General features: G+C 65.8%; 23 protein-coding genes. 9 read left to right on the top strand and 14 right to left on the bottom strand.

Annotated features, from left to right (window positions below):
- Positions 1-54 precede the first annotated feature (54 nt).
- Together SARO_RS08990 and SARO_RS21730 are read left to right on the top strand one after the other, a co-directional pair.
- Positions 55-738, top strand: coding sequence for a nitroreductase (locus tag SARO_RS08990; RefSeq protein ID WP_011445446.1), 684 nt, complete (start codon positions 55-57; stop codon positions 736-738).
- 40 nt (positions 739-778) lie between these two features.
- Entirely contained in the window at positions 779-1171 is a 393-nt protein-coding gene (locus SARO_RS21730; RefSeq protein WP_011445445.1) for a YkvA family protein, read from the top strand.
- 72 nt (positions 1172-1243) lie between these two features.
- Here SARO_RS21730 and SARO_RS08980 read toward each other — a convergent pair whose 3' ends face one another.
- The 5 genes from SARO_RS08980 to SARO_RS08960 form a co-directional block, all read right to left on the bottom strand.
- Positions 1244-2449 (bottom strand): type III PLP-dependent enzyme, encoded by a 1206-nt coding sequence (locus SARO_RS08980; protein ID WP_011445444.1) that lies wholly within the window; start codon positions 2447-2449, stop codon positions 1244-1246.
- 173 nt (positions 2450-2622) lie between these two features.
- Positions 2623-3849 carry a serine hydrolase domain-containing protein gene (locus tag SARO_RS08975; protein WP_011445443.1) on the bottom strand — a complete coding sequence of 409 codons (1227 nt, stop codon included), beginning with the start codon at positions 3847-3849 and terminating at the stop codon, positions 2623-2625.
- A 40-nt stretch (positions 3850-3889) separates the two neighbouring features.
- Positions 3890-5089 (bottom strand): carboxynorspermidine decarboxylase, encoded by a 1200-nt coding sequence (gene nspC, locus SARO_RS08970; RefSeq protein ID WP_011445442.1) that lies wholly within the window; start codon positions 5087-5089, stop codon positions 3890-3892.
- A 10-nt stretch (positions 5090-5099) separates the two neighbouring features.
- Positions 5100-5450: a DMT family protein gene (locus SARO_RS08965; RefSeq protein WP_011445441.1), complete on the bottom strand. Its 351-nt coding sequence runs from the start codon at positions 5448-5450 to the stop codon at positions 5100-5102.
- Positions 5450-6655, bottom strand: a complete 1206-nt coding sequence (locus SARO_RS08960) for a saccharopine dehydrogenase family protein (RefSeq protein ID WP_011445440.1) — start codon at positions 6653-6655, stop codon at positions 5450-5452. Before SARO_RS08960 ends, SARO_RS08965 begins: the two co-directional genes overlap by 1 nt.
- Before the next feature lie 192 nt (positions 6656-6847).
- Here SARO_RS08960 and SARO_RS08955 point away from each other — a divergent pair, with 192 nt between their 5' ends.
- Positions 6848-7282, top strand: a complete 435-nt coding sequence (locus tag SARO_RS08955) for an MAPEG family protein (protein WP_011445439.1) — start codon at positions 6848-6850, stop codon at positions 7280-7282.
- Between the two features lie 34 nt (positions 7283-7316).
- Entirely contained in the window at positions 7317-7745 is a 429-nt protein-coding gene (locus tag SARO_RS08950; RefSeq protein WP_011445438.1) for an MAPEG family protein, read from the top strand.
- Between the two features lie 4 nt (positions 7746-7749).
- Here the strand turns inward: SARO_RS08950 and SARO_RS08945 are convergent, their stop codons facing one another.
- The 7 genes from SARO_RS08945 to SARO_RS08915 all read right to left on the bottom strand — a co-directional run bounded on the left by SARO_RS08945 (position 7750) and on the right by SARO_RS08915 (position 15911).
- Positions 7750-8955 (bottom strand): class I SAM-dependent RNA methyltransferase, encoded by a 1206-nt coding sequence (locus tag SARO_RS08945; protein ID WP_011445437.1) that lies wholly within the window; start codon positions 8953-8955, stop codon positions 7750-7752.
- Entirely contained in the window at positions 8955-10361 is a 1407-nt protein-coding gene (locus tag SARO_RS08940; protein WP_011445436.1) for a bifunctional ADP-dependent NAD(P)H-hydrate dehydratase/NAD(P)H-hydrate epimerase, read from the bottom strand. Before SARO_RS08940 ends, SARO_RS08945 begins: the two co-directional genes overlap by 1 nt.
- Entirely contained in the window at positions 10345-10569 is a 225-nt protein-coding gene (locus SARO_RS21475) for a hypothetical protein (protein ID WP_234007336.1), read from the bottom strand. Before SARO_RS21475 ends, SARO_RS08940 begins: the two co-directional genes overlap by 17 nt.
- A gap of 130 nt (positions 10570-10699) precedes the next feature.
- Positions 10700-12547 (bottom strand): dihydroxy-acid dehydratase, encoded by a 1848-nt coding sequence (gene ilvD, locus SARO_RS08930; protein ID WP_011445434.1) that lies wholly within the window; start codon positions 12545-12547, stop codon positions 10700-10702.
- Between the two features lie 121 nt (positions 12548-12668).
- Complete coding sequence (locus SARO_RS08925; RefSeq protein WP_011445433.1) at positions 12669-13391, bottom strand: N-formylglutamate amidohydrolase; 723 nt, start codon at positions 13389-13391, stop codon at positions 12669-12671.
- A complete protein-coding gene (locus SARO_RS08920; protein ID WP_041550262.1) occupies positions 13388-14191 on the bottom strand; it encodes a 4-(cytidine 5'-diphospho)-2-C-methyl-D-erythritol kinase in 804 nt (267 codons plus the stop codon). The genes SARO_RS08925 and SARO_RS08920 overlap by 4 nt, the downstream gene beginning before the upstream one ends.
- Before the next feature lie 70 nt (positions 14192-14261).
- Positions 14262-15911, bottom strand: coding sequence for an electron transfer flavoprotein-ubiquinone oxidoreductase (locus tag SARO_RS08915; RefSeq protein WP_011445431.1), 1650 nt, complete (start codon positions 15909-15911; stop codon positions 14262-14264).
- Positions 15912-16015: 104 nt separating this feature from the next.
- Here SARO_RS08915 and SARO_RS08910 point away from each other — a divergent pair, with 104 nt between their 5' ends.
- The 5 genes from SARO_RS08910 (at position 16016) to SARO_RS08890 (ending at position 20992) form a co-directional block, all read left to right on the top strand.
- Positions 16016-16792, top strand: a complete 777-nt coding sequence (locus tag SARO_RS08910; protein WP_011445430.1) for a uracil-DNA glycosylase family protein — start codon at positions 16016-16018, stop codon at positions 16790-16792.
- Positions 16792-18570 carry a lytic transglycosylase domain-containing protein gene (locus SARO_RS08905; protein WP_011445429.1) on the top strand — a complete coding sequence of 593 codons (1779 nt, stop codon included), beginning with the start codon at positions 16792-16794 and terminating at the stop codon, positions 18568-18570. Before SARO_RS08910 ends, SARO_RS08905 begins: the two co-directional genes overlap by 1 nt.
- The gene (gene moaB, locus SARO_RS08900; RefSeq protein ID WP_011445428.1) at positions 18560-19087 is read left to right on the top strand and encodes a molybdenum cofactor biosynthesis protein B; all 528 of its coding nucleotides are present in this window, start codon (positions 18560-18562) and stop codon (positions 19085-19087) included. Before SARO_RS08905 ends, moaB begins: the two co-directional genes overlap by 11 nt.
- 94 nt (positions 19088-19181) lie before the next feature.
- Positions 19182-20198, top strand: coding sequence for a YHYH protein (locus tag SARO_RS20655; protein WP_198136615.1), 1017 nt, complete (start codon positions 19182-19184; stop codon positions 20196-20198).
- 221 nt (positions 20199-20419) lie between these two features.
- Complete coding sequence (locus SARO_RS08890) at positions 20420-20992, top strand: hypothetical protein (RefSeq protein ID WP_143004888.1); 573 nt, start codon at positions 20420-20422, stop codon at positions 20990-20992.
- Here the strand turns inward: SARO_RS08890 and SARO_RS08885 are convergent.
- A complete protein-coding gene (locus tag SARO_RS08885; protein WP_011445425.1) occupies positions 20952-21683 on the bottom strand; it encodes a response regulator transcription factor in 732 nt (243 codons plus the stop codon). The two genes, SARO_RS08890 and SARO_RS08885, sit on opposite strands and share 41 nt — an antisense overlap.
- The gene (locus SARO_RS20220; protein WP_011445424.1) at positions 21680-23131 is read right to left on the bottom strand and encodes an ATP-binding protein; all 1452 of its coding nucleotides are present in this window, start codon (positions 23129-23131) and stop codon (positions 21680-21682) included. Before SARO_RS20220 ends, SARO_RS08885 begins: the two co-directional genes overlap by 4 nt.
- Between the last annotated feature and the right edge of the window lie 121 nt (positions 23132-23252).

The following is a 23252-nucleotide window of genomic DNA, read 5'->3' as shown; positions in this document are numbered from 1 at the left end:
CTTTCACCGCGCACGCGCTAGCCTTAACCGATCAATTAAACTCCAGGAGAGTGCATGTCGGTTCCGTCATACGACGAGGTTATCCTCGGCCGCCGTTCGATCCGCGGGTATCTCGACAAGCCGGTGCCGGGCGAGGTGATCGAAGATATCCTCGCCCTCGCCATGCGCTCGCCATCCTCGATGAACACGCAGCCCTGGCACTTCCACGTAATTACCGGCGAGCCGCTGGACCGCATCCGCAAGGGAAATACCGAACGCATCCTGGCGGGCGAACCCGACAGCCGCGAGTTCCGGAGGGGCGAACCGTTTGCAGGCGTGCACCGGGAACGGCAGGTGGAAGTGGCCAAGCAACTCTTCGGCGCGATGGGGATCGCCCGCGACGATGCGCCCGCGCGGCAGGACTGGGTCCTGCGCGGCTTCCGCCAGTTCGACGCGCCGGTCTGCGTGATAGTGACCTATGACCGGACCTTGTCGGGCAGCGACGATACCGCGTTCGACTGCGGCGCGGTGACGACCGCACTGGTCAACGCGGCGTGGTCGCGCGGGCTTGGCTGCGTGATCAATTCGCAAGGCATCATGCAGTCGCCCGTGGTGCGAGAACATGCGGGCATTCCGGACGATCAGGTGATCATGAAGGCCGTCGCGATGGGCTGGCCCGACCCGGACTTCCCGGCCAATGCCGTGGTCAGTCTGCGCAAGAGCGTCGACGAGGCGGCGCGCTTCGTCGGGTTCGACTAGGCGCAGTTGCCTTTCCCCTCCCCGGCCCCATCTGGAACTCATGGCTTCGGGCACGACAGGTCGGCGGATCAGGGCATGGGCGCGGGACATCAAGCGTGATGTCGTCGCGTTGTGGCTGGCCGCGCGGGACCCGCGCGTACCGGTCGCGGCGAAGATCGTTTCCGGGATCGTCGCGGCCTATGCCCTTTCGCCCATCGACCTGATACCGGACTTCATTCCGGTGATCGGCTACCTCGACGACGTGATCCTCGTGCCACTGGGCATCCTGCTGGCGATCCGGCTGATTCCTGCAGGGGTCATGGCGCAGTTGCGCGAGCAGGCGCTGAAGGTTGGACGGCCGCGATCGGCTGCAGGACTGGTCGCCATCCTGCTTGTCTGGATCGCGGGCGTGACGGCACTGGGATGGTGGCTGTGGGGACGCATGCCCGGGTAACGCCGCACCCTGCAACGAAAAGGCCCCGCCTTTCGGCAGGGCCTTTCCTTGTCTCATTCAGGCTTGCGCGGTTCAGCGCAGCGAGACGACGTTGTCCGACACGCGAGGGTCGCGACGGTCGCCGCGATACTGGCTCGCCATCGGTTCGTCGGAGACTTCGAAGACCTCGGTTGCGCCGAAGCCGTTGAACGCGGTCTTCATAGCCGCGCCATAAGCGCCAAGCATGCCGATCTCGATGTAGTCGCCCACCTTCATGTCGGCCGGAAGCTCGAACGGACCTTCCATGTGGTCCATGTCGTCGCAGGTCGGGCCGTAGAAGCTGAAGGGCTCCATCTCGATTTCCACGCCGTCGTTCGCCACCTCTTCGCGCAGGACGCGAACGGGGAAGCGCCAACCGACGTGGGCGGCATCGAACAGCGCGCCATAGGCGCCGTCGTTGATGTAGAGCTCCGCGCCGCGACGGCGCTCGACCCGCACGATCATCGAGTTGTATTCGGCGCAGAGCGCACGGCCCGGTTCGCACCACAGTTCCGCCGAGTAGGAAATCGGCAACGATTCATAGGTGCGGTCGATCACGCCGAAGTAATCTTCGAGCGGGGGCGGTTCCATGCCCGGATAGATCGACGGAAAGCCGCCGCCAACATCGATGATGTCGACCGTGACCGACGCGTCGACGATGGCCGCGCGCACGCGCTCCAGCGCCTGGACATAGGCATGCGGGCTCATCGACTGGCTGCCGACGTGGAAGCAGACGCCGAGAGAATCCGCAGCCTGACGCGTTGCCTGGAGCAGTTCCGCGGCATTGGTCAGATCGCAACCGAACTTGGATGCAAGGCTGAGTTCCGAATAATCGGAAGAGACGCGCAGGCGCACGCAAAGCGTCAGGTCCTCGGCAAAGCCGCAGGCTTCCTTGATCTTTTCCAGTTCCTCGAAGGAATCGAGGCTGAACACGCGCACGCCGTGCTGTTCGTAGGCTTCGCGGATGGCGGCGGGCGCCTTTACCGGGTGCATGAAGCAAAGCGTCGCTTCCGGCAGCGTCGCGCGCACGAGGCGCACTTCCGCGATCGACGCAACATCGTAGTGAGTCACGCCCGAATCCCAAAGGACGCGCAGCAGATCGGCCGAAGGATTGGCCTTCACCGCATAGAGCGACTTGCCCGGAAACTTCTCCACAAAGAAGCGGGCAGCGCGCGCAGCGGCGTGCGGGCGATTGAGAATGGCGGGTTGGTCCGGCGCCGAGGCGCGAACTACAGCCAGTGCGTCAGGATGGATGTGCAACTCAAGGGACCCCCAAACGGAACGTTGAACAAGGCTGCCTTGCGGTTTGGAAGTCCCCATGGGGCAGCGAGAGGGGGGTAAATAAGGCCGTTGCGATGAATCTCAAGTGAAAAAGGACCCCGCCGCAACGGCCTGGCAAAAAAGCGGAACAATTCCAGACAGATCGCTATTTATCAGCGACTTAGAGCATCGGCCAGTGCGGCCCACGCAGGCAGGGATAGCGGGTCGTTCGCGCCGTTGGCGGCAGTGGGATGCGACGCGAATCGAGCGATGGTCATTTCAGCCGCCGGGTCGACCCAGAGCGTCTGCCCGTGGATGCCCCGTGCGGAGAAGCATCCATGGGCATTGTTGCTGATCCACCACTGGCTGCCATAGCTCCACCCCGGAAGTTGCGGGTAGCGGGTGCGGTCGAAATGCGCTGGATCGCCGCCGCTGGCGATGCGCGCGACGACGCCGGCGGGAATGACGCCAAGGCCACCCAGACGCATGGCCTCGCCAAAGCGGGCAAGGTCTTCCAGACGGAGGTTGAGGCCGCCGCCGGCAAAGGGCGAGCCCGCCTGGTCAACGATCAGGTCGGCATCACCCAGCATTCCGAGCGGCTGCCACAAACGCTCGGTCAGGACATCGGCGAAGTGCCGGCCCTCTACCCGGCTGACCAGCCACGCAAGAACGTCGGTATTGGGCGTGCGGTAGGTGAAGCCACGGCCATGATCGCCCGACTTCGCCACCGACGGCAGGAAACTCCACAAGTCGGCCGGCCCCGCGTAGTCGGGCTTGCGCGGGGTCAGGCCGAGCGCTGCGCTGTAGGCGCCGATGCCGGATTCGGGATCGGCGTAGTCCTCGGAGAAATCGAGCGCGGTGGTCATGTCGAGCACCTGCCGCACCGTCGCGTCGGCAAAGCCGCTGCCGGCCATTTCGGGCAGGTAGGCGGAAATCATTGCCGCCGGATCGATGCGCCCTTCATCCGCCAGCATTTCTACAATTGTGCCGACGAAGCTCTTGGTCACGGAAAAGGCAATGTGGCGGGTCTGGGGTCCGGTCACGCCGAGCCAGCGTTCGAGCACGACCTTGCCGCGGTGAAGGACAAGGATGCCATCAGTAAAGGCCTCGGCCAGCGATTGTCCGAATGCGACCGGATCATCGCCGCCGAGCGGCACGAACGAGACGTCCGCGAGATCGGGACGCAAGGCGCGCTCGAACGGCCGTCCCTCGCCCGAAGCGGCGACGCGGCGCGTGGGCACGAACTGGCGCATGTTGGAATATGACCAACGGATCATCGGAAAGCGCATGTGATCCGCGCGAGCGGCAAGCAGGACCTTTTCCGGCGGCGGCGGCGAGCCCTGCATCCAGCCCATACGCACCGGATCGCTCGTCAGCCCGTCGAGCAGTTCGCCTGCCATGCCATTCTCCCGCCTCGATTGTCGTTGGCGGGAGGATGCATCAGGAAAGGCGGTCGCGGAAGTCCTCGTAGGAGAAGGTGCGCACCTTCTCCAGATCGTCGGTCTCGCTGTCCCACAACCAGATCGACGGCAGCGGCACGCCGTTGAAGGTCGTGGTCTTGACCATCGAGTAGTGGGCCTGGTCGAGGAAGGCGAAGCGCGCGCCCGGTTCTGTCGGCACCGGCAGCCGATAGTCGCCGATCACATCGCCAGCGAGGCACGATGGACCGCCGAGACGGACGGGCGCCGGCCCTTCCCCGCCGTCCTCGTATTCGTCGATGGGAAATTCGCCGAGCATGGCCGGCCGATAGGGCGCCTCGATCACGTCGGGCATGTGGCACGTCGCGGAAATGTCGGTGATGGCGAGTTGCATGCCGTTCCAGTGCGTATCGAGCACCGTGCCGACGAGGATGCCGGCATCGAGCGCGACCGCCTCACCCGGTTCAAGGTAGATCTCGCAGCCGGTGCGGGCCTTCACATCGCGCAAGAACGCGACAAGATCGTCACGCTGGTAATCTGCCCGGGTGATATGGTGGCCGCCGCCGAAGTTGAGCCACTTGAGCTGGCCGAAATAGGGCGCGATGCGAGGCTCGAGCGCTTGCCAGGTGCGCTCCAGCGGCTGGAAATCCTGCTCGCACAGCGTGTGGAAGTGCAGGCCGGAGACGCCCTCGAAGTGTTCGGGGACAAGCTGGTCCACCGGAAAGCCGAGGCGCGAATGCGGCGCGCAAGGATCGTAGCGGGGCACCTCGCCCTCGGCGTGAAGCGGGTTGATACGCAGGCCGATGTCGAAGCTTTCGCCCCGGGTGCGAGCGTTGGCGATCTCGGCCTTGAAGCGGTCGTACTGACCGGGGGAATTGAAGATTACATGGTCGGAAAGGCGCAGGATTTCCGGCATGTCCTCGGCCTTGTACGCCGCGCAATAGGTCGCGATTTCACCCTGGTAATGTTCGGCGGCGAGCAGAGCCTCCCACAGGCCCGAGGTGCAAACGCCATCAAGATAGCGTCCGACGATGGGCGCGACCTTCCACATCGAGAAAGCCTTGAGCGCGGCGAGCACCTTGATCCCGGCGCGGTCGCGCACATCGGCCAGCACGGCAAGGTTCGCGCGCAGCCTGGCGGCGTCGACCACGAAGGCGGGACTATCGACCCGCGACAGGTCGAACTGCGCGAAGGCGCCCGGATCGCCGGCTCTGGTTTCCATCGATCAATCCTTATCCAAGCGGCGACTTGTAGACGAGAAACGCGCCTGCCGCGATCAGCGCCATGCCGGCAAGCTGGCTGAGGCCCGGTCGGCTGCCGAACATGACCCACGCGACGATGAGGAACGTCGAGAGCGACATCACCTCCTGAAGCGTCTTGAGTTCGGCCAGCGAATAGACCCGCGAGCCGATGCGGTTGGCGGGGACAGCCATCCAGTATTCGAAGAACGCCAGCCCCCAGCTTGCCAGGACCGCGATCCACAGGGCGCGGTTCGGCACCTTCAGGTGACCGTACCACGCCACGTTCATCACCAGATTCGACCCGGCCAGCAGGAGTACCGGATATAGGGCCGACGGATTCATCAGAACTCCAGCGGACCCGCCAGTTCCTTCACCTGCCAGGGCAGGCCATGCTTGTTGAGCATGTCCATGTAGGGATCGGGATCGAACTGCTCGATGTTGAACACGCCTTCGCCCGACCAGATGCCCTGCACCATCATCGCGGCACCGATCATCGCGGGCACGCCGGTCGTATAGCTGACCGCCTGGTTGCCGGTCTCTCGGTAGGCGTCCTCGTGGTCGCAGATGTTGTAGATGTAGAAGGTCTTCTCGACGCCATCCTTGAGACCGGTGGCGATGTCGCCGATGTTTGTCTTGCCCTTGGTCGTCGGGCCGAGGCTGGCCGGTTCGGGCAGAACGGCCTTGAGGAACTGGAGCGGGATTATCTCCTTGCCCTCGTACATGACCGGGTCGATGCGGGTCATGCCCACGTTCTGCAGCACGGTAAGGTGCGTGATGTAGGCATCGCCGAACGTCATCCAGAAGCGGATGCGCTCGATCTCGGGCAGGTGCTTGGCGAGGCTTTCGAGTTCCTCGTGGTACATCAAGTACATGTTCTTGGGGCCGACTTCCTCGAAGTCGAACTGATGGCGGATGGTCAGGGCAGGCGTTTCGACCCATTCACCCTTCAGGTAGTGGCGCGCAGGCGCGGTCACTTCGCGGATGTTGATTTCCGGGTTGAAGTTGGTGGCGAAATGCTGGCCGTGATCGCCGCCGTTGCAGTCGAGAATGTCGAGCGTCCGGATCGTGTCGAGCTTGTGCTTCTTGAGCCAGGTGGCGAAGACGCTGGTCACGCCTGGATCGAAGCCCGAACCGAGCAGGGCCATGAGGCCTGCCTGCTTGAACTTGTCCTGGTAGGCCCACTGCCACGAATACTCGAACTTCGCCTCGTCGATCGGCTCGTAGTTCGCGGTATCCATGTAGTTGACGCCGGCGGCAAGGCAGGCGTCCATGATGTGCAGGTCCTGGTAGGGCAGCGCGAGATTGACGACGAGGACGGGCTTGACCTCGTTGATCAACGCGGTCGTCGCGGCGACGTCGTCTGCATCGATCTGGTAGGTGTCGACGGTGACGCCGGTGCGCTCCTTCACCGAGGCGGCAATGGCGTCGCACTTCGACTTTGTGCGGCTGGCGAGCGCGATGCCCGTGAAGATATCGGCATTCATCGCCATCTTGTGGACCGCAACCGAGCCGACGCCGCCTGCGCCGATGACGAGAACTTTTGCCATGATATCTCCAAATGCCGTTTGCCTCCGCCCGTTCCGGACAGGCAGAGCGATCATGGAGCGCCTTTAGGGGATCGGCCCGACAAACCCAAGTCCCGTTTCGCCTGCAATCGGTCGGGCAATATAAGTTGCATTTGACAATCCAACCCGTGCCCCGCACTCTCGCCGCAGATTGGACCGGGGGAGACGGGACGAATGCAGGCACAGATCCTCATGCCGGCGGCGGTGCTGGTGCTGTGGTCGATCGTGATGCTGTTCTGGATGGCCTTCACCCGCCTGCCCGCACTGACGAAGCTCGGCGGATTGGGCAAGGCCAAGCCGGGCGGCCGGGGGCAGGATCTCGAAGGCGTGCTGCCCGACGAAATCAACTGGAAGGCGCACAACTATGCCCACCTGATGGAACAGCCGACGCTGTTCTATGCGACCGTCGCCATCCTGGCGATCCAGGGCGCGGCAGGCCCGCTCGATGTCGGGCTGGCCTGGGCGTACGTCGTGCTGCGCGTGATCCATTCGGTCTGGCAGGCAACGGTCAACCGGGTGCCGGTGCGTTTCAGCCTGTTCCTGCTGTCCACCACATGCCTGATCGTGCTGGCCATCCGCGCACTGGGAGCGACGATGGGCCACATGTAACGCCATTGACGATGACAAGAGGGGGAGAATGACGATGAAAGTGGCAGCAATCCTGCAACCGGCCGTCGCGTTGATGGCTTGGACCATGGTCATGTGGCTGTGGATGTACGCGACCCGCATCCCCGCGATGAGCGCGGCAAAGCTCGATCCGGATTCGCTGGCGCGCGACCCGTCCCGGACGCTCGACGACATCCTGCCCGCCAACGTCCAGTGGAAGGCGCACAACTACAACCATCTCCACGAAGCGCCGACGCTGTTCTACGCAGCGGTGCTGGTCATCGCGCTTGTCGGACAGGGCAACGGGACGAGCGCGAGCGTGGCCTGGGCCTATGTCGGCCTGCGCGTGGTGCATTCGCTGGTGCAGGCGACGGTCAACAAGGTCGTCGTGCGCTTCTCGCTGTTCGGGCTTTCCTCGATCGCGCTCATGGCGCTGATCTACCACGCGGCAAGGCTGGTGTTCTGACCGGTCAGTCGCGGATGAACAGGCTGGCCAGTTCGACGTGGGTCGACCACCGGAACTGGCCAACTGGGCGCACTTCCGCCAGCCTGTAGCCACCTGCGATCAGGCGCACGGCATCACGCGCCCAGCTTGCCGGATTGCAACTGACATAGACCACGCGCGCCACCTTGCTGGCAGCGATCTGTTCGACCTGTTCCTGCGCGCCGGCACGGGGCGGGTCGATCAGCACGGCGGCGAAGCGGTCCAGTTCCTCGACACGCAGGGGATTGCGGAACAGGTCGCGGTGAAGCGCATGGACCGGGCGGCCATTCATCCGCGCCGCTGCCTGGCAGACCATGTATGGCTCGCGCGCGGCCTCGACCGCGAGGACCTTGGTCGCGGGTCCGGCCAGCGCGAAGGCAAACGTGCCCAGGCCAGAGAAAAGGTCGGCCACGGTCGCAGCACCCGACAACCACTCGCGCGCCGCGCCGACAAGCGCGGCCTCGCCATCCGCCGTCGCCTGCAGGAAGGCGCCCGGGGGCAGGGCGACGGGCGTTCCGCCGAGCGTCACAGTGACAGGTTCCGGCTCCCACACGCCTTCCGGACCGTAACCGGCATCGAGCGTCAACCGCGCGAGGCCATTGTCGCGGGCGAAATCGAGCAGCGCCTCGGTCTTGGCGAGGCCTTCCGCCGCAAGGCCCTTCAGCCCGACGGACGCCCCCTGGTCGGAAAGCGCAAGCTCGATGTCGACGGCGAGCTTGCGGTCGTTCCAGCCTTCCAGCAGCGCGCGCAACGGGCCGACCAGCGCGAAGAGCTCAATCGCGAGCACATGGCATTCGCGCATGTCGACGATCTTGTGCGAACCCTGTTCGCGAAAACCGATGACAACGCGCTTGCCGATTGCCTGCGCATGGAGCGTGGCGCGACGACGCGTGCGGGGCGGCGAGAGGTGCGCGGGCGTGGTGGCGGCAGGTTCGAGGCCCTGCCCCTTCGCCGCACCGACCACGCGGTCGAACACATAGGCAGAAAGCGCGGCTTCGGACAGGTGCTGCAACTGGCAACCACCGCAGGTCGGGAAATGGCGGCAAGCGGGATCGACGTGGTCGGGCCCGTGGACAAGCGTACCGTCGGGCAGGAGCGTATCGCCAGGCGCGGCCAGCGCGGCATAGCGTCCGTCGGCAGTTGCCCCCTCGCCCTTGGCGGCAACGCGCACGATCAGGCCGGCATCATTCATCAAAGACATTCCTCGACAGCCGCACGCACGGCGCAGGCCAGTTCCCCGGCGGTAAAGGCGGAGCCGACGATCCTGGCCGCCTCGCCGTGCAGCCACAAACCTTCCTCGGCGGCGCGCATGGCATCTCCATGAACGGCCAGGCGGCTCGCGATGGTCCCGGCCAGGACATCGCCGGTCCCGGCCACGGACAGCCACGACGAAGCGCGCGGCGAAACGACGAGTTCGCCCTCCGGCCCTGCGATCACGCTGTCCGGCCCCTTGAGCACGACCACGGCCTTGCTGGCAGCAGCCAGCGCGAGCGCACGCTCGCGGCGGAGCCCGCTCGCCGGAAGGTCGAACGCGCGTTCCAGTGCGGCCATTTCCCCGTCGTGCGGCGTCAGCACCATCGGCGTCCCCGAAAGCATGGCGGGGCGAAGGAGCATGAGCCCGTCCGCGTCGACCACGCTGGGCCTCGCGGCGTGCAGCGACCGGGCAAGGATGCGCGCGGCCTCGTCGCCGCGCCCGAAGCCGGGGCCGACCAGCAGCGCCGCAAGGCGATCGTCGGCAAGCATCGCGGAAAGATCGGAGGTCACCACCAGTTCGGCTGGAGCGTTCGCGGGCGCGGCGGAGGCGGCAAGCTTCACATAGCCCGCCCCTGCCCGCAGCGCCGCCGTCGAGGCGAGAATGGTCGCCCCCGGCATTGCCCCGGCCACGATCCCGAGCATGCCCCGGCGGTACTTGTGGGCATCGGCGGCGGGCACGGAGATGGATGGCCTTGCCAGCACGCGCGCCGCTCCCGGCACTTCGTTCACGCCGATGTCAACGAGGCGCAGCACGCCCATCATCGCGCAGGCGGGCATCGCGAAATGCGCATGCTTCCAGGCCCCGAGGGCGATGGTCAGGGTCGATTGCGGCAGGCCGGCATTGAGCGGGCGTCCGCTATCGCTTTCCACGCCGCTCGGCACATCGATGGCGATACGATGAGGATGGCGCCGGGCAAGACAGGCAAGCAGCTCGAAGAGATCGTCCGACAGGCCCCGCGTCAGGCCGCTACCGAACAGGCAATCGACAAGCACTTCGCCCTCTACCGCAGCGTCACCGGGCACGGCGGCACCGCGATAGAGCGAGCGAGCGGTCTTCGCCGCACCCGTGCCCGGCTCGCGTGCGACAACGACCGTTACCGGATTGCCGTGCTCTCGCAGATATTCGGCGATGACCCAACCGTCGCCGCCATTATTGCCCGGCCCGCAGAGCACCGTGACGGGGCGGCCGGCCGCGATCCGTCGCACCCACTCGCCCGCGCCGCGCCCGGCCCGCTGCATGAGCTGGTGGACGTCGGTTCCCGCCGCGATCAACGCCTGCTCGGCCGCGTGCATCTGCGCGACGTTAAGGACCTGCGTGAGCAAGCGGTCACGGCTGCGCGGCATCGGCCTTCATCCTTGCCGGAAAGCGATAGCGTTCATTGGCGACACTGACTTCGAGCACGCCTTCCGACGACCAGCGCGCCGTGGCTTCGTCGGCACCATCGGCCGAGACGACGCCGCGACCGTCGTCCACCATCTCGAAACGACGAAACCCGCCATCCTTGTGGCGCACGGTCAGGAAACGACGATCACCGCTGCGCTGATCTTCCACGAAGCATTCAGGCAGGAACTTCGCGGCCCCGGCCACAATGCAGTCAATGACCCGGCCCTTCGGCGCAGCTTCGCCCCCCGAGCAGGCGGCGAGTGCCGCGCACAGCAGGAGAGGCGCAAGCCGGCGCACGTCAGTCGATCTTGAGTTGCGAAAGATCGCGCACCGCACCGCGCGCCGCGCTGGTGGTCATCGCGGCATAGGCCCTGAGCGCGGTCGACACCTTGCGCGGGCGTTCCTTGACCGGCTTCCAGCCCTTCGCCTCCTGCTCCGCCCGGCGCTGGGCAAGGACATCGTCCGCCACGGCAAGGTGGATGGTGCGGTTCGGAATGTCGATCTCGATCACGTCGCCGTTCTCGACCAGACCGATCTCCCCGCCCTCGGCAGCCTCCGGCGAGACGTGGCCGATGGACAGGCCCGACGTGCCGCCCGAGAAACGGCCATCGGTCAGCAGCGCGCAGGCCGCACCCAGGCCCTTCGACTTCAGGTAGCTCGTCGGATAGAGCATTTCCTGCATGCCGGGGCCGCCCTTGGGCCCTTCGTACCGGATCACGACCACGTCGCCCGAGGTCACCTGCCCGGTGAGGATCGCGGTGACGGCGGCATCCTGGCTTTCATAGACCTTTGCCGGACCGGTGAACTTCAGGATGCTGTCGTCCACGCCCGCGGTCTTCACGATGCAACCCTCGCGGGCGATGTTACCGAACAGCACGGCAAGGCCGCCGTCCTTCGAGAACGCATGCTCGGCCGAACGGATCACGCCCGTTTCGCGGTCCAGATCGAGTTCCTTCCAGCGGCGATCCTGCGAGAAGGCAACCTGCGTCGGCACGCCGCCCGGCGCGGCGCGGAAGAATTCCTGCACCGTGGGCGAGTTGGTGCGCTTCACGTCCCACTGGTTCAGCGCATCGCCAAGCGTGCGGCTGTGGACGGTCGGCAGATGGGTATGAAGCAGGCCCGCGCGGTCCAGTTCGCCGAGGATGGCATAAATGCCACCTGCGCGGTGGACGTCTTCCATGTGCACATCGGACTTTGCCGGAGCGACCTTTGACAGGCACGGCACCTTGCGGCTGAGATGGTCGATGTCGGACATGGTGAAGTTGACGCCCGCCTCGTGCGCGGCGGCCAGCAGATGCAGCACGGTGTTGGTCGAACCGCCCATCGCGATGTCGAGGCTCATCGCGTTCTCGAAAGCCTCGAACGTGGCGATCGAACGCGGCAGGACGCTTTCGTCGTCCTGCTCGTAGTAGCGCTTGCACAGGTCGACCACGAGGCGGCCTGCTTCGAGGAACAGGCGCTGGCGATCGGCGTGGGTGGCAAGGGTCGATCCGTTGCCGGGCAGCGAAAGTCCAAGCGCCTCGGTCAGGCAGTTCATCGAATTGGCGGTGAACATGCCCGAGCACGAACCGCAGGTCGGGCAGGCCGAACGCTCGATGGCGGTCACTTCCTCGTCGGTGAAGCTTTCGTCTGCGGCGGCGACCATCGCATCGACGAGGTCGAGCGCGTGTTCCTTGCCCTTGAGGATGACCTTGCCGGCCTCCATCGGGCCGCCGGACACGAAGACCACCGGGATGTTGATCCGCATTGCCGCCATGAGCATGCCGGGGGTGATCTTGTCGCAGTTGGAGATGCAGACCATCGCGTCGGCGCAATGGGCGTTGACCATGTATTCGACGCTGTCGGCGATCAGATCGCGGCTGGGCAGCGAATAGAGCATGCCGTCATGGCCCATGGCGATGCCATCGTCGACCGCGATGGTGTTGAATTCCTTCGCGACGCCGCCCGCTGCTTCGATTTCGCGGGCGACCATCTGGCCCAGGTCCTTGAGGTGGACGTGGCCGGGGACGAACTGGGTAAACGAGTTCACGACGGCGATGATCGGCTTGCCGAAATCGCTGTCCTTCATGCCGGTAGCGCGCCAGAGGCCGCGTGCACCTGCCATGTTGCGGCCGTGGGTGGTCGTGCGCGAACGATAGGCGGGCATTGCAGGAACTCCGGACAGGGAATCAGTTTACGTGCGACTTGGGCTTGCCCCTAACCCAGGGCAAGGGGCCATGTCGAAGGTTAAATTACCTCGCTGTCAGTGGCGAAAAGCCCCAGAAATCCTAGGTAATTGCAACCGCAACCTGATTGGCGATGCGCGACAGGCGTTCCGCCCATTCGACCTGGCCCGCGCCATCGCCGATCAGGTCCTGGCGTACCTCGATGCCAAGGTAGGGCCTGCCGTCGGCCTCGGCATGGCGGTTCATCGTCGCGTTCAGAAGCTTGCCCGAATAGGGAAGCTGGTCGCCCACGCAGAGTCCTTCGGCCTGAAGCAGGGGGATGGCGATGCGGGCGGCGCGGTCGTCCTCGTTGTACAACACGCCGACGTGCCAGGGACGCGGCTCTTCGCTCGATGCCAGTTGTGGCGTGAAGCTGTGGAGCGAAAGGATCAGCGCCTGCGGGACGTCGGCCAGCAACTTGCCAAGGGCGTCGTGATAAGGGCGGAAGAAGCGCGCGAGACGGGCTTCGTGTCCGGCGTGGTCAAGCGCATTGCCGGGAATGGCGTGACCGTCGCTGGCGATGGGAACGACGGTGGGCAGATGCTCATCGCGGTTGAAATCGCAGACGAGGCGGCTGACGCCGCCCTGGAACGCGGCAATGCCGGGACGCTGCGCCATCAGCGCGCCGACTTCGGCCACGCCAATGTCGATGGCGACGTGCTGGTCCAGCAGTCCGGGCGCGATGCCGAGGTCGATGTCGGCCGGCACGTGGTTGGAGGCATGATCGGACACGACCAGGATGCCACCGAAGCGGGGTATGCCGACGATCTTCCAGGCTTCGTTCAACGCAGGGCTCCCCCCAGTGTCCACCACGATGGCGGCATCGCGGCCTGCGCCAGATCGCGCTGCTCCGGCGTGTCGTAGAGCGCGAAGCAGGTTGCGCCCGAGCCGGACATGCGCGTGAGCCATCCGCCAGTCTGGCGCAGGGTAACGAGGACAGCGCCGATCTCCGGCACGAGCGAGAGCGCGGGCGCCTCGAGGTCGTTGCGTCCGGCAAAGGCGACTTCGCGAGCGGTGGCGCCTTCAAGCGCGCCCCGGTCCACGCCATCCCAGGCCTTGAACACCGGGCCGGTCGCAAGCGGGATGCGCGGATTGACGAGAAGAACCGGCGTTCCGGCAAGGTCGTTAGGGATGGGTTCGAGTTCGGTTCCCGTGCCGCGACCGATGCAGGCCGCGCTTTCGACACAGGCGGGGACATCCGCGCCCAGCCTGGCAGCGCGGGCATGCCAGTCTGCCGGAAGGCCGTGGCTGCGCTCCACCATGCGGAAGACCGCCCCCGCATCGGCGGATCCTCCACCGAGGCCCGCGGCGACCGGGAGATGCTTCTCCAGCGTCACCGCCCAGCCCTCGCCATGCGGCAAGGTCCCGAGCGCCTTGGCTACGATGTTACCGAACGGATCGTCCAGCGCCCCGCCAAACTCGCCGAAGACTCGCAAGGAGTCCGCAGGAGCCGGCTTCGCCGTCAGCTCATCCCCCGCATCGACGAACGCGAACAGCGTTTCCAGCTCGTGATACCCGTCATCCCTGCGCCGCCTTACGTGGAGGGCAAGGTTGATCTTGGCATAGGCGGTTTCGCGCAGACTCATGGCCCTCCCCTGAAACGGAAGAGGCGCCGGAGCAAGCCCCGACGCCTCCTGCATTTTCGTCCTGCCCCGATCACATGTTCGGGTAGTTCGGGCCACCGCCGCCTTCGGGCGTGACCCAGTCGATGTTCTGGGTCATGTCCTTGATGTCGCAGGTCTTGCAGTGGACGCAGTTCTGCGCGTTGATCTGAAGGCGCGGATTGCCTTCCTCGACGCCGACGTACTCGTAGACGCCCGCCGGGCAATAGCGCTGCTCGGGCCCGGCATAGAGCGGCAGGTTGATGCGCGTCGGCACCTCCGGGTCCTTGAGCACGAGGTGACAGGGCTGGTCCTCCTCGTGGTTGGTATAGGAAAACGAGACGCTGGTCAGACGGTCGAAGGTGATGACGCCATCGGGCTTGGGATAGGCGATCGGCTTGTAGAGGTCGGCGCGCTGGGTCGCCTCGCTGTCGCGGTGGTGCTTCATCGGCTTCCAGATGCCGAAGCCGCCGACAGTGCGAAGCCACATGTCCGCCCCCGCCAGCACGGTGCCCAGTTCACCGCCGAACTTGGCGACGAGCGGCTGCGCGTTCTGGACCTTCTTGAGTTCCGTGGCGATCCAGCTTTCGCGGACGGCAGTGTCGTATTCGACCATGTCGTCCTTCTCGCGGCCCGCCGCGATGGCCGCCACGATGGAATCGGCCGCCAGCATCCCGCTCTTCATCGCGGTGTGGCTGCCCTTGATGCGCGGCACGTTGACGAAGCCTGCGGAGCAACCGATCAGCGCGCCGCCAGGGAACGACAGGCGCGGCACGGACTGCCAGCCACCCTCGTTGATCGCACGCGCCCCGTAGGAAACGCGGCGACCGCCCTCGAGGATCGCGCGGATTTCCGGGTGCTGCTTCCAGCGCTGGAATTCCTCGAACGGATAGACATAGGGGTTGGCGTAATCGAGCGCGGTGACGAAACCGAGCGCCACCTGGTTGTTGGCCTGGTGGTAAAGGAAACCACCGCCCCATGAGTTCGACTCCGACAGCGGCCAGCCCTGCGTGTGAATGACGCGGCCCGGCACGTGCTTGGCCGGATCGATGTCCCACAGTTCCTTGATGCCGATGCCGTAGACCTGCGGCTCGCAATCGCGCTCGAGGTCGAAGTGAGCCTTCAGGCGCTTGGTCAGATGCCCGCGTGCGCCCTCTGCGAAGAGGGTGTACTTGGCGTGAAGTTCCATGCCCGGCTGGTAGTCGGGCTTGTGCGAACCGTCCTTGGCCACGCCCATGTCGCCGGTCGCGACGCCCATGACCGCGCCATTTTCATCGAACAGCACTTCGGCGGCAGGAAAGCCGGGGAAGATTTCCACGCCCAGTTCCATCGCCTGCTCGGCCAGCCAGCGGCACAGGTTGCCGAGCGAACCGGTGTAGTTGCCGTCGTTCGACATGAACGGAGGCATCGGCCAGTGTGGGATCGACATCTTGCCCTTCTTCGAGAGCACCCAATGCCAGTTGTCGGTCACGGGCACTTCGGCCATCGGGCAGCCCTGCTCGCGCCATTCGGGCAGCAGTTCGTCAAGCGCCTTGGGATCGACCACCGCGCCCGAAAGAATGTGCGCGCCGATTTCCGAACCCTTTTCGAGGATGCAGACCGAAATTTCGGGATTCACCTGCTTCAACCGGATCGAGGCTGCCAGCCCCGCCGGACCGCCGCCGACGATAACGACGTCATACGGCATCGATTCCCGTTCGCTCATGCCCCGATCACTCCCGACTAATTGCGCATTTGATTTCGCATTCCGCCTTGAAAGAGGCCACAGGCGAGGTCAAGACCGCAAATTGAACTGCGAGGAAGCACAGGTTGCCCGACACCGCTGACAAACCAGCCCCCTCTTTCGGCGATGCCCTTGCGGCAGCGCTGGATTGGTGGCGCGACGCCGGGGTGGACGGGACCTTCGTCGACGAGCCGCAGGATTGGCTGGCCGCCGCGCGCCTTGCCGCCGCGGCCCAGGCCCCTACTCCGCAGAAGCCGCTTCGCGAACTCATCGCCGAACGCGACGATTCGCCGCCACCCCCGACGGTAAGCGACCGGTCCGGCTGGCCGACGGAACTGGCCGCCTTCGCGGACTGGTGGCTGGCAGAGCCCGTCCTCGCGCCGGCAGGGCTGCGCCGACTGGTGCCTGCCGGTCCGGCGGGGGCAAAGTTGATGATCGTCGTGCCGATGCCCTCGGCGGACGATGGCGACACGCTCCTCTCGGGCCGAGCCGGCCGGCTGCTCGACGCGATGCTGGCGGCTATGGGCCTCGAGAGGGGCGAGACCTACATCGCCTCTGCCATACCTGCGCACGTGCCCATGCCGGACTGGGCGGCCCTGCGCCAAGCCGGGATCGGCGACGTTCTGTTGCACCACATCGCTCTGGTTGCCCCTGATAGACTGCTGATACTGGGCGCAACCAGCATTTCGACGCTTCTGGGCAACGATCCACCGAATTTGGCTCACAGTTTACAGGCAATTAATCAAAACCCCTCAGTAATCGCCGCATTGCCCGCGTGGGATCTTGAGGCAATGCTGGCACGGCCCGCGCTCAAGGCGGGCTTCTGGAGCCGCTGGCTCGACTGGACGGGGACTGGAACGTAGTGAAACTGGCTCGCGCCGCTCATTGCTCGCTCGCAGCGCTGGCGACCTGCTTCGCCGTGCTGGGCGCCGTTCCGGCCAATGCCAACAGCGCCGCCGTCGACTATTTCCGTGGCCGGGCGGACCGTACCGCCGTGCCCTCGCTGCTCAGCCAGGACGACCGCTCGTTCTACAAGTCACTGTTCGGCGCGATCGAGCGAGAAGAATGGACCCAGGTCCAGGCCCTGTTCGCACAGCGTGCCGACGGCCCGCTGCATGACGTTGCCCGCAGCCAGTACATGCTCGCCGCAACCTCGCCCAAGGCCGAACTCGGCGCGCTGACCGACGTGCTGAACCGCGCGCCGAACCTGCCTTGGGCCGAACAGCTTGGCCGCCTGGCGCTCAAGCGCGGGGCGAGCGAGCTTCCCGCCCTACCGCAGGGTCAGCGCCTGGTTTCGCTGCCCAGCGTATCGAAGCGTATCCGCCCGCGCTCCATCACCGACGGCTCCATGCCCGATGCAGTCTCTGCCGCGATCATGGACCGCATCAAGTTCGACGATCCGGTCGGAGCGCGCGTGCTGCTCGACGGCGTCGACGCCACCCTTTCGCCCGAAGCGCGGACCGAATGGCGCCAGAAGATCGGCTGGGCCTTCTACATCGAGAACGACGACGCGACCGCCCGCGCCATTGCGCTTTCGGCTGCGGAAGGCGGCGCGGGGCCTTGGGTATCCGAGGCGCATTGGACCGCAGGCCTTGCGAGCTGGCGCCTTGGCGATTGCATGGCCGCTGCGGAATCCTTCGAAAGGACTGCCGCCCTCGCCCACAACGAGGAACTCGCCTCGGCCGCGAACTACTGGGCAAGCCGCGCCTGGCTGCGCTGCCGCAAGCCCGAGAAGGTTTCCGGCGCCCTGCGCTCTGCCGCGCGATACCGCGACACGCTCTACGGCATGATGGCCAGCGAGGCGCTCGGCCTGCGCGATAGCCAGCCCGCCGCCGCCCCCGATTTCTCGCAGGCGGACTGGCAGCAATTACGCGACGTTCCCAACATCCGCACCGCCGTCCAGCTTGCCGAGATCGGCGAGGACGGGCTCGCGGACGAGATCCTGCGTCATCAGGCGCGCATCGGTGCGCCGGGCCAGTACGCCCCGCTCTCGCGGCTTGCCCGCGACCTCGGCCTGCCCTCGACCCAGCTCTGGATGGCGTACAACGCGCCTTCGGGTGCCCGGCCCGACGAAGCCGCCCGCTTCCCCGCGCCCAAGTGGACCCCGGCAACCGGCTGGAAGGTCGACCCGGCGCTCCTCTTCGCCCATTCGTTGCAGGAATCGAACTTCCGCACCGCCGTTACCAGCCCGGCCGGCGCCAAGGGCCTCATGCAGGTGCGCCCCGGCACCGCGCGCGACATGGCCCGCGTGGAACCGCTCATGGCCGGGCGCGATCGCCAGCTCGACCTGCCGGACGTGAACCTCGCGTTCGGCCAGCAGTATCTCCAGCAGCTCCGCGATGCCGAGGCCACGCAAGGCCTGCTGCCCAAGGTCATGGCGGCCTACAACGCCGGGCCGCTGCCGGTGGCGCGCTGGAACACCGAGATCCGTGGCGGCAGCGATCCGCTGCTGTGGATGGAATCGATCCCCTACTGGGAAACGCGCGGCTATGTGGCCATCGTCATGCGCAACTACTGGATGTACGAAAGGCAGGCGGGCGGCCCGTCCGACAGCCGGCTCGGCCTCGTCCAGGGCATGTGGCCGAAGTTCCCGGGCCTTGCGGGAGCGGACAACGTAAGGATCGCTTCGCGTGGCAATTGATCCCTCCCGCGAATTCAAGCCTATCAACATCGCCCTGCTGACCGTCTCCGACACCCGTGGCCCTGACGAGGACACCTCTGGCGACATCCTCGCTGAACGCATCCGCGCAAAGGGCCACAAGCTGGCCGCCCGCGCGATGGAAAAGGACGATGCGGACCGTATCGTCAGCCGGCTCAACAACTGGGTCGACGATCGTTCGGTCGACGCGGTGATCATCACCGGCGGGACCGGCCTTACCGGACGCGACGTGACGCCCGAGGCGCTCGACCGCGTGAAGACGCGTGAGATCCCGGGCTTCGGCGAACTGTTCCGCTGGCTGTCCTACAAGACCATCGGCACCAGCACGATCCAGTCGCGCGCCTGCGCGGTCGTCGCGCGCGGCACCTATATCTTTGCCCTCCCGGGATCGAACGGTGCGGTAAAGGACGGGTGGGACGGGATTCTCGACGAACAGCTCGACAGCCGCAACCGGCCCTGCAATTTCGTCGAACTGATGCCGAGGCTCCTCGAGAAATAGTTCCGGATCGGACCCTTCGTCCGAAATCCACATTTGATCCATCATCGCCGCATACGTCCGTCGCAGGATTTCGTGACGGGAGAGATGGACTGTGGTGGCAAGACCGGAAGTGTCGAAGCCTTGCCTTGCAGCAAGCGTCTTCGCCCTTGCACTGTGCCTCGGTGCATGCGGCGGAAGCGACGACAGCTCGTCCACCGCGACGACGGTAACGCCCACCCCCTCGCCGACGCCGACCGCCACCCCGACGCCAACGCCCACGGCCACCGGGACGGCTTATTCAACGGCATCGGTCGATTGCCCCTACAGCGGGACCTATACCGGCACCTACAGCACCTCGGGCACGCTGTCGGCATCATGGAACTGGTCTTGCAGCGGCACCACGCGGTCGATGACGGGCACGGGACTGCCAGACCACGCCGTCGGGACCTTCCCGAACAGCAACAACCCCAACGCCATCGCATCGCAATCGATCAGCGCATCGATGACGGCCGCTCCGACGCTCACCACCACGGCGACCAGTGTCAACTACGCCGGCTACATGCGCAACAGCGTGAAGATCGAGGCCGCGACCAACGCCACCTGCCCTTCGAGCGCTACCGGCACCAGCCAGTGCTCGGCCGATGGCGGCGGCTATGCGTGGAAGGTCGAGGCGCTGGGCCAATCGGTCTTCAGCCTCGGGCTCGACAGCAACAACGCCCACGTCCAGCCCGGCGGTGTCTACCATTACCACGGCGTGCCCGAGGGCTTGCTGACCAACGCCGGCGTATCCGACAGCAACCGGAAGATGCTGCTCGTGGGCTGGGCGCTCGACGGTTTCCCGATCTACGCGCGCTATTGCTACACGACCGCAACCGACGCGAGCAGCGCAGTCAAGAAATGCGCCTCGAGCTACGTTCTCGATACGACTGCAGACACGGACCGGCCGTCAACCTCGTGGTTCCCGCTTGGCACGTTCACTTCAGACTACAGCTACGTCGCCGGTTCCGGGGACCTGGATGAGTGCAACGGTCGAACGGGGGTCACTCCGGAGTTTCCTGACGGCATCTACTATTACGTCGTGACCGACGAGTTTCCCTTCATGGGGCGCTGCGTGAAGGGCTCGACGAGTTGAACAGGCAACCGCCCGGCAGAACGTTCGGGTCGAAACGTCTTTCCAAGCCCATCGGGTCGCACTGCTGGGAGGGGGGACAACAAGGAACCGGTCGCACCGGTCCATGGGGAAAGTGGCGGGCATCGTTCCACCTTTCCCAACCTGGCCGCCCGCCGCGCTCTTTTCGCACCCTACGCGGCGGTGCGGCCACTTTCTTTTTCCTGCGCGCGGCAGCATTGCTGGTGGCGGCATTGTTCGCAATAGCGGCCACCAGTCCGGCCACCGCCCACGCACTCCCGCCGGCAACGGCAACCATCAATCTCGTCGGCGATCGTGCCTATGTCGCGGCGGCTGTCCCGCTGGAGATGGTGCCGCGTGTCGACACCAATCGCGACGGGCTGATCGATGCGCGTGAAGCAGAGGTCAGCGGCGCTGCGTTCGAAGAAGCGCTTCTGTCGCGCCTCTGGCTGCGGACTGCATCGGGCAACGCCAGCTTCGTCTTCGCCTTCACCCCCGGCGACACCGAACCCTCGCCCTACGTGGTCGTCATGGCGGGCTTCCAGCTTCGGGACAGCAGCGGCCCCCTCACCGTCCGGACCCGCCTCGGATCGGAAGCGTTGCCGGTGCAGTTCAAGGTCAGCCGCGGGAAGGAACTGGAGAACCTGACCGTCTCCGCGTCGGACGAAACGCACACCTTCCTGACATCCGGAACCTACCAAACCGCGCGGGACCGCAAGGTGTTCGTCGTCATCGTGGTGCTTGCCGGCACCTTGACTATCCTCGCCGTTCTCCTTCTGCTTTCAGGCCGACGCTGAAGCGGTAGCCCAGGCCATAGACGGTTGCGATGCAGGCCCCGCCCGGATCGATCGCCAGGATCTTGCGCCGAATGTTCTTGATATGGCTGTCGACGGCTCGCTCCGACGTCTCGAGCGTGCGTTCGCCTAGGACGGCGAGCAAGCTGTCCAGAAGCTGCCCGCGCGTGAAGCTCCGCTCAGGTTGCCGCATCAACGCCGATGCCACGGCATACTCCGCAAGCGAGAGATCGAGCCATTGGCCCTTCCAGGAAATACGCATCCCGGCCTCGTCGATCACATATCCGCCATTGCGCGCGGCCGCCGCAAGCCGTCCCTCCGCCCGGCGCAAGTGCGCATGGACCCGCGCCATGACTTCGCCGGGACTGAAGGGCTTCACCACGTAGTCGTCGGCCCCGGCGGAAAGCCCGGCTACCTTGTCCTCGGTTGAAATGCGGGCGGTCAGCATGATGATGGGGCAATCGCAGAATGCGCGCAGCCTGTGGCAGAACGCAAGCCCGTCGATGCCTGGAAGCATGATGTCGAGCAGGACCAGCGCCGGGGGTTGGCTCCGCGCAGATGCGAGCGCAACCAGAGGATCGGAGAACCAGCGGGGCAGGAAACCTTCCGCTGTCAGGTAATCGCTGAGAACCGAAGCGATCCGGACATCGTCCTCGACCACATAGACAAGGCGCTGGGATGGCTGGAGGTTCATGCGGCGCTCCGGCGCGGAAGGTCCACTGTCACGCGAAGCCCGCCCAACGGAGACGACCCGGCGGCAATCGCTCCGCCATGCGCCTCAACGATCGTGGCGCAGACCGAAAGCCCCAGTCCGCTGCCTCCGCTCGCCCTCGAGCGCGAAGGGTCCGCGCGATAGAGGGGCTCGAACAGGTGTGGCAAATGGGCGGGATCAACGCCTGGCGGCGTGTCGTCGATGACGATCCGCAGCCCGTCGTGCTCCGCGTGAAGCAGCATCTCGATCTTGCCTGGGCGGTCGGTGTAGCGGCACGCGTTGGCGAGCAGGTTGGCGAGCAACTGGTCGATCCGGTCGCGGTCCCACCAAGCCGTGCCAACGCCATTGCCGCTAACGGAAAGAGCGAACGACAGCCCCTCGGCCTTCGACAGGATCTGTGCCCGGCGCAGGGCCAGCCCGCAGATTTCGGCAGGATCGACCTGCTCGAAGTGGCAAGCCATGCCCTCCAGCTCGGAAACCGACAGGAAATGCAGGTCGTCGACCAGTCTGCCGAGCGATCCGGCCTCGGCCAGGAGGGAATCGATCTCGGCGCGTCCGGGCTGCCGGATACCGTCGCGCAGGGCTTCGATCTCCCCGCGCAGCACCGCCAGTGGCGTTCGCAATTCGTGCGCGATCTCGGCAAGCCAGCGCCTGCGCGCGCTTTCCATCCGCTGCAGGCTGCCTGCCATGCGCGACAAGTCCAGCCCCACGGCGTCAAGTTCCACGACGAAGCTGGGCTTGCGGTCGTAGCGATAATAGTCGCCCGCCGCGATGGCTGCGGTGCGGCGTGCGAACCGGCCGGCAGCGCGGGCACCGGCTCGCCCTACCAGCCATGACGGATAGAGGCACAACAGAACGACCACGAGCAAGGCCAACAGGCCATAGCGAACCTGGCTTTGCAGGAACCTGGCCTCGACGTCGCCGTTTGCCGGAACGCGGGGCAGCATCGCTATCGTGCCGACCTGCACGCCTTCGACCGTAAGCGTGCGGTGCTCGATGCGCGGCGGCGGAGGCCTGCCGTCCATGCCTGGCAGCACAGGCGGACGCTCAGGGCCGGAAAGGCGCTCGCCCGAGGCATCGAACAGCACCAGGCGCCCGCCGATGTCTTCCGACGGTGGTGGACGGCCTCTGGGCGGTGAGCGGTCGCCCTCAGGCGACACGTGGCCCGTTATCGGCGGAGGCCCGAGCGCGCCGAAAGCCTCGCCAAGCGTGAAGCGCCCCGCCCTGAAGGCAGCAATTCCGCCTCGCGCGACAGCCTCCTCGTCGAACCGCCGAACCAGCTGGTCGAGCCGCTCGGCATCGCGGGTTGCGAGATAGTGCGAAAAGCCTTCGCGCTGGGCAATCCACATGGCGAGCCCCATCGCGACCGCCCCGAGCAGCGCAGACAGGGCCGATCCCGCAAAGACGATGGTTCCGATTCGAACCCGCATGGCCTTTCCATGCGCAACAGAACGCCGCGCGCCAACCGGGTTAACCTCCAACTATGGATCATTTGTGGACGCCGCGCCGCAAGCGACTTGCAATTTTGTTCTCTTTATGTTCGTTTCGCGC

Origin of the sequence: Novosphingobium aromaticivorans DSM 12444 (assembly GCF_000013325.1) — a bacterium.
Classification (GTDB): Bacteria; Pseudomonadota; Alphaproteobacteria; order Sphingomonadales; family Sphingomonadaceae; genus Novosphingobium; species Novosphingobium aromaticivorans.
This window is presented reverse-complemented; position numbering and strand designations above follow the sequence as displayed.

What these genes read in the sequence shown, in the direction of transcription:
- ilvD (WP_011445434.1), bottom strand. Translation starts at nt 12,547, where the DNA reads ATGCCCGCCTATCGTTCGCGCACGACCACCCACGGCCGCAACATGGCA.
- SARO_RS08990 (WP_011445446.1), top strand. Translation starts at nt 55, where the DNA reads ATGTCGGTTCCGTCATACGACGAGGTTATCCTCGGCCGCCGTTCGATC.
- SARO_RS08940 (WP_011445436.1), bottom strand. Translation starts at nt 10,361, where the DNA reads ATGCCGCGCAGCCGTGACCGCTTGCTCACGCAGGTCCTTAACGTCGCG.
- SARO_RS08915 (WP_011445431.1), bottom strand. Translation starts at nt 15,911, where the DNA reads ATGAGCGAACGGGAATCGATGCCGTATGACGTCGTTATCGTCGGCGGC.
- SARO_RS08955 (WP_011445439.1), top strand. Translation starts at nt 6,848, where the DNA reads ATGCAGGCACAGATCCTCATGCCGGCGGCGGTGCTGGTGCTGTGGTCG.
- SARO_RS08975 (WP_011445443.1), bottom strand. Translation starts at nt 3,849, where the DNA reads ATGGCAGGCGAACTGCTCGACGGGCTGACGAGCGATCCGGTGCGTATG.
- SARO_RS20220 (WP_011445424.1), bottom strand. Translation starts at nt 23,131, where the DNA reads ATGCGGGTTCGAATCGGAACCATCGTCTTTGCGGGATCGGCCCTGTCT.
- SARO_RS08945 (WP_011445437.1), bottom strand. Translation starts at nt 8,955, where the DNA reads ATGAATGATGCCGGCCTGATCGTGCGCGTTGCCGCCAAGGGCGAGGGG.
- SARO_RS21730 (WP_011445445.1), top strand. Translation starts at nt 779, where the DNA reads ATGGCTTCGGGCACGACAGGTCGGCGGATCAGGGCATGGGCGCGGGAC.
- SARO_RS08965 (WP_011445441.1), bottom strand. Translation starts at nt 5,450, where the DNA reads ATGAATCCGTCGGCCCTATATCCGGTACTCCTGCTGGCCGGGTCGAAT.
- SARO_RS08885 (WP_011445425.1), bottom strand. Translation starts at nt 21,683, where the DNA reads ATGAACCTCCAGCCATCCCAGCGCCTTGTCTATGTGGTCGAGGACGAT.
- SARO_RS08920 (WP_041550262.1), bottom strand. Translation starts at nt 14,191, where the DNA reads ATGAGTCTGCGCGAAACCGCCTATGCCAAGATCAACCTTGCCCTCCAC.
- SARO_RS08950 (WP_011445438.1), top strand. Translation starts at nt 7,317, where the DNA reads ATGAAAGTGGCAGCAATCCTGCAACCGGCCGTCGCGTTGATGGCTTGG.
- SARO_RS08960 (WP_011445440.1), bottom strand. Translation starts at nt 6,655, where the DNA reads ATGGCAAAAGTTCTCGTCATCGGCGCAGGCGGCGTCGGCTCGGTTGCG.
- nspC (WP_011445442.1), bottom strand. Translation starts at nt 5,089, where the DNA reads ATGGAAACCAGAGCCGGCGATCCGGGCGCCTTCGCGCAGTTCGACCTG.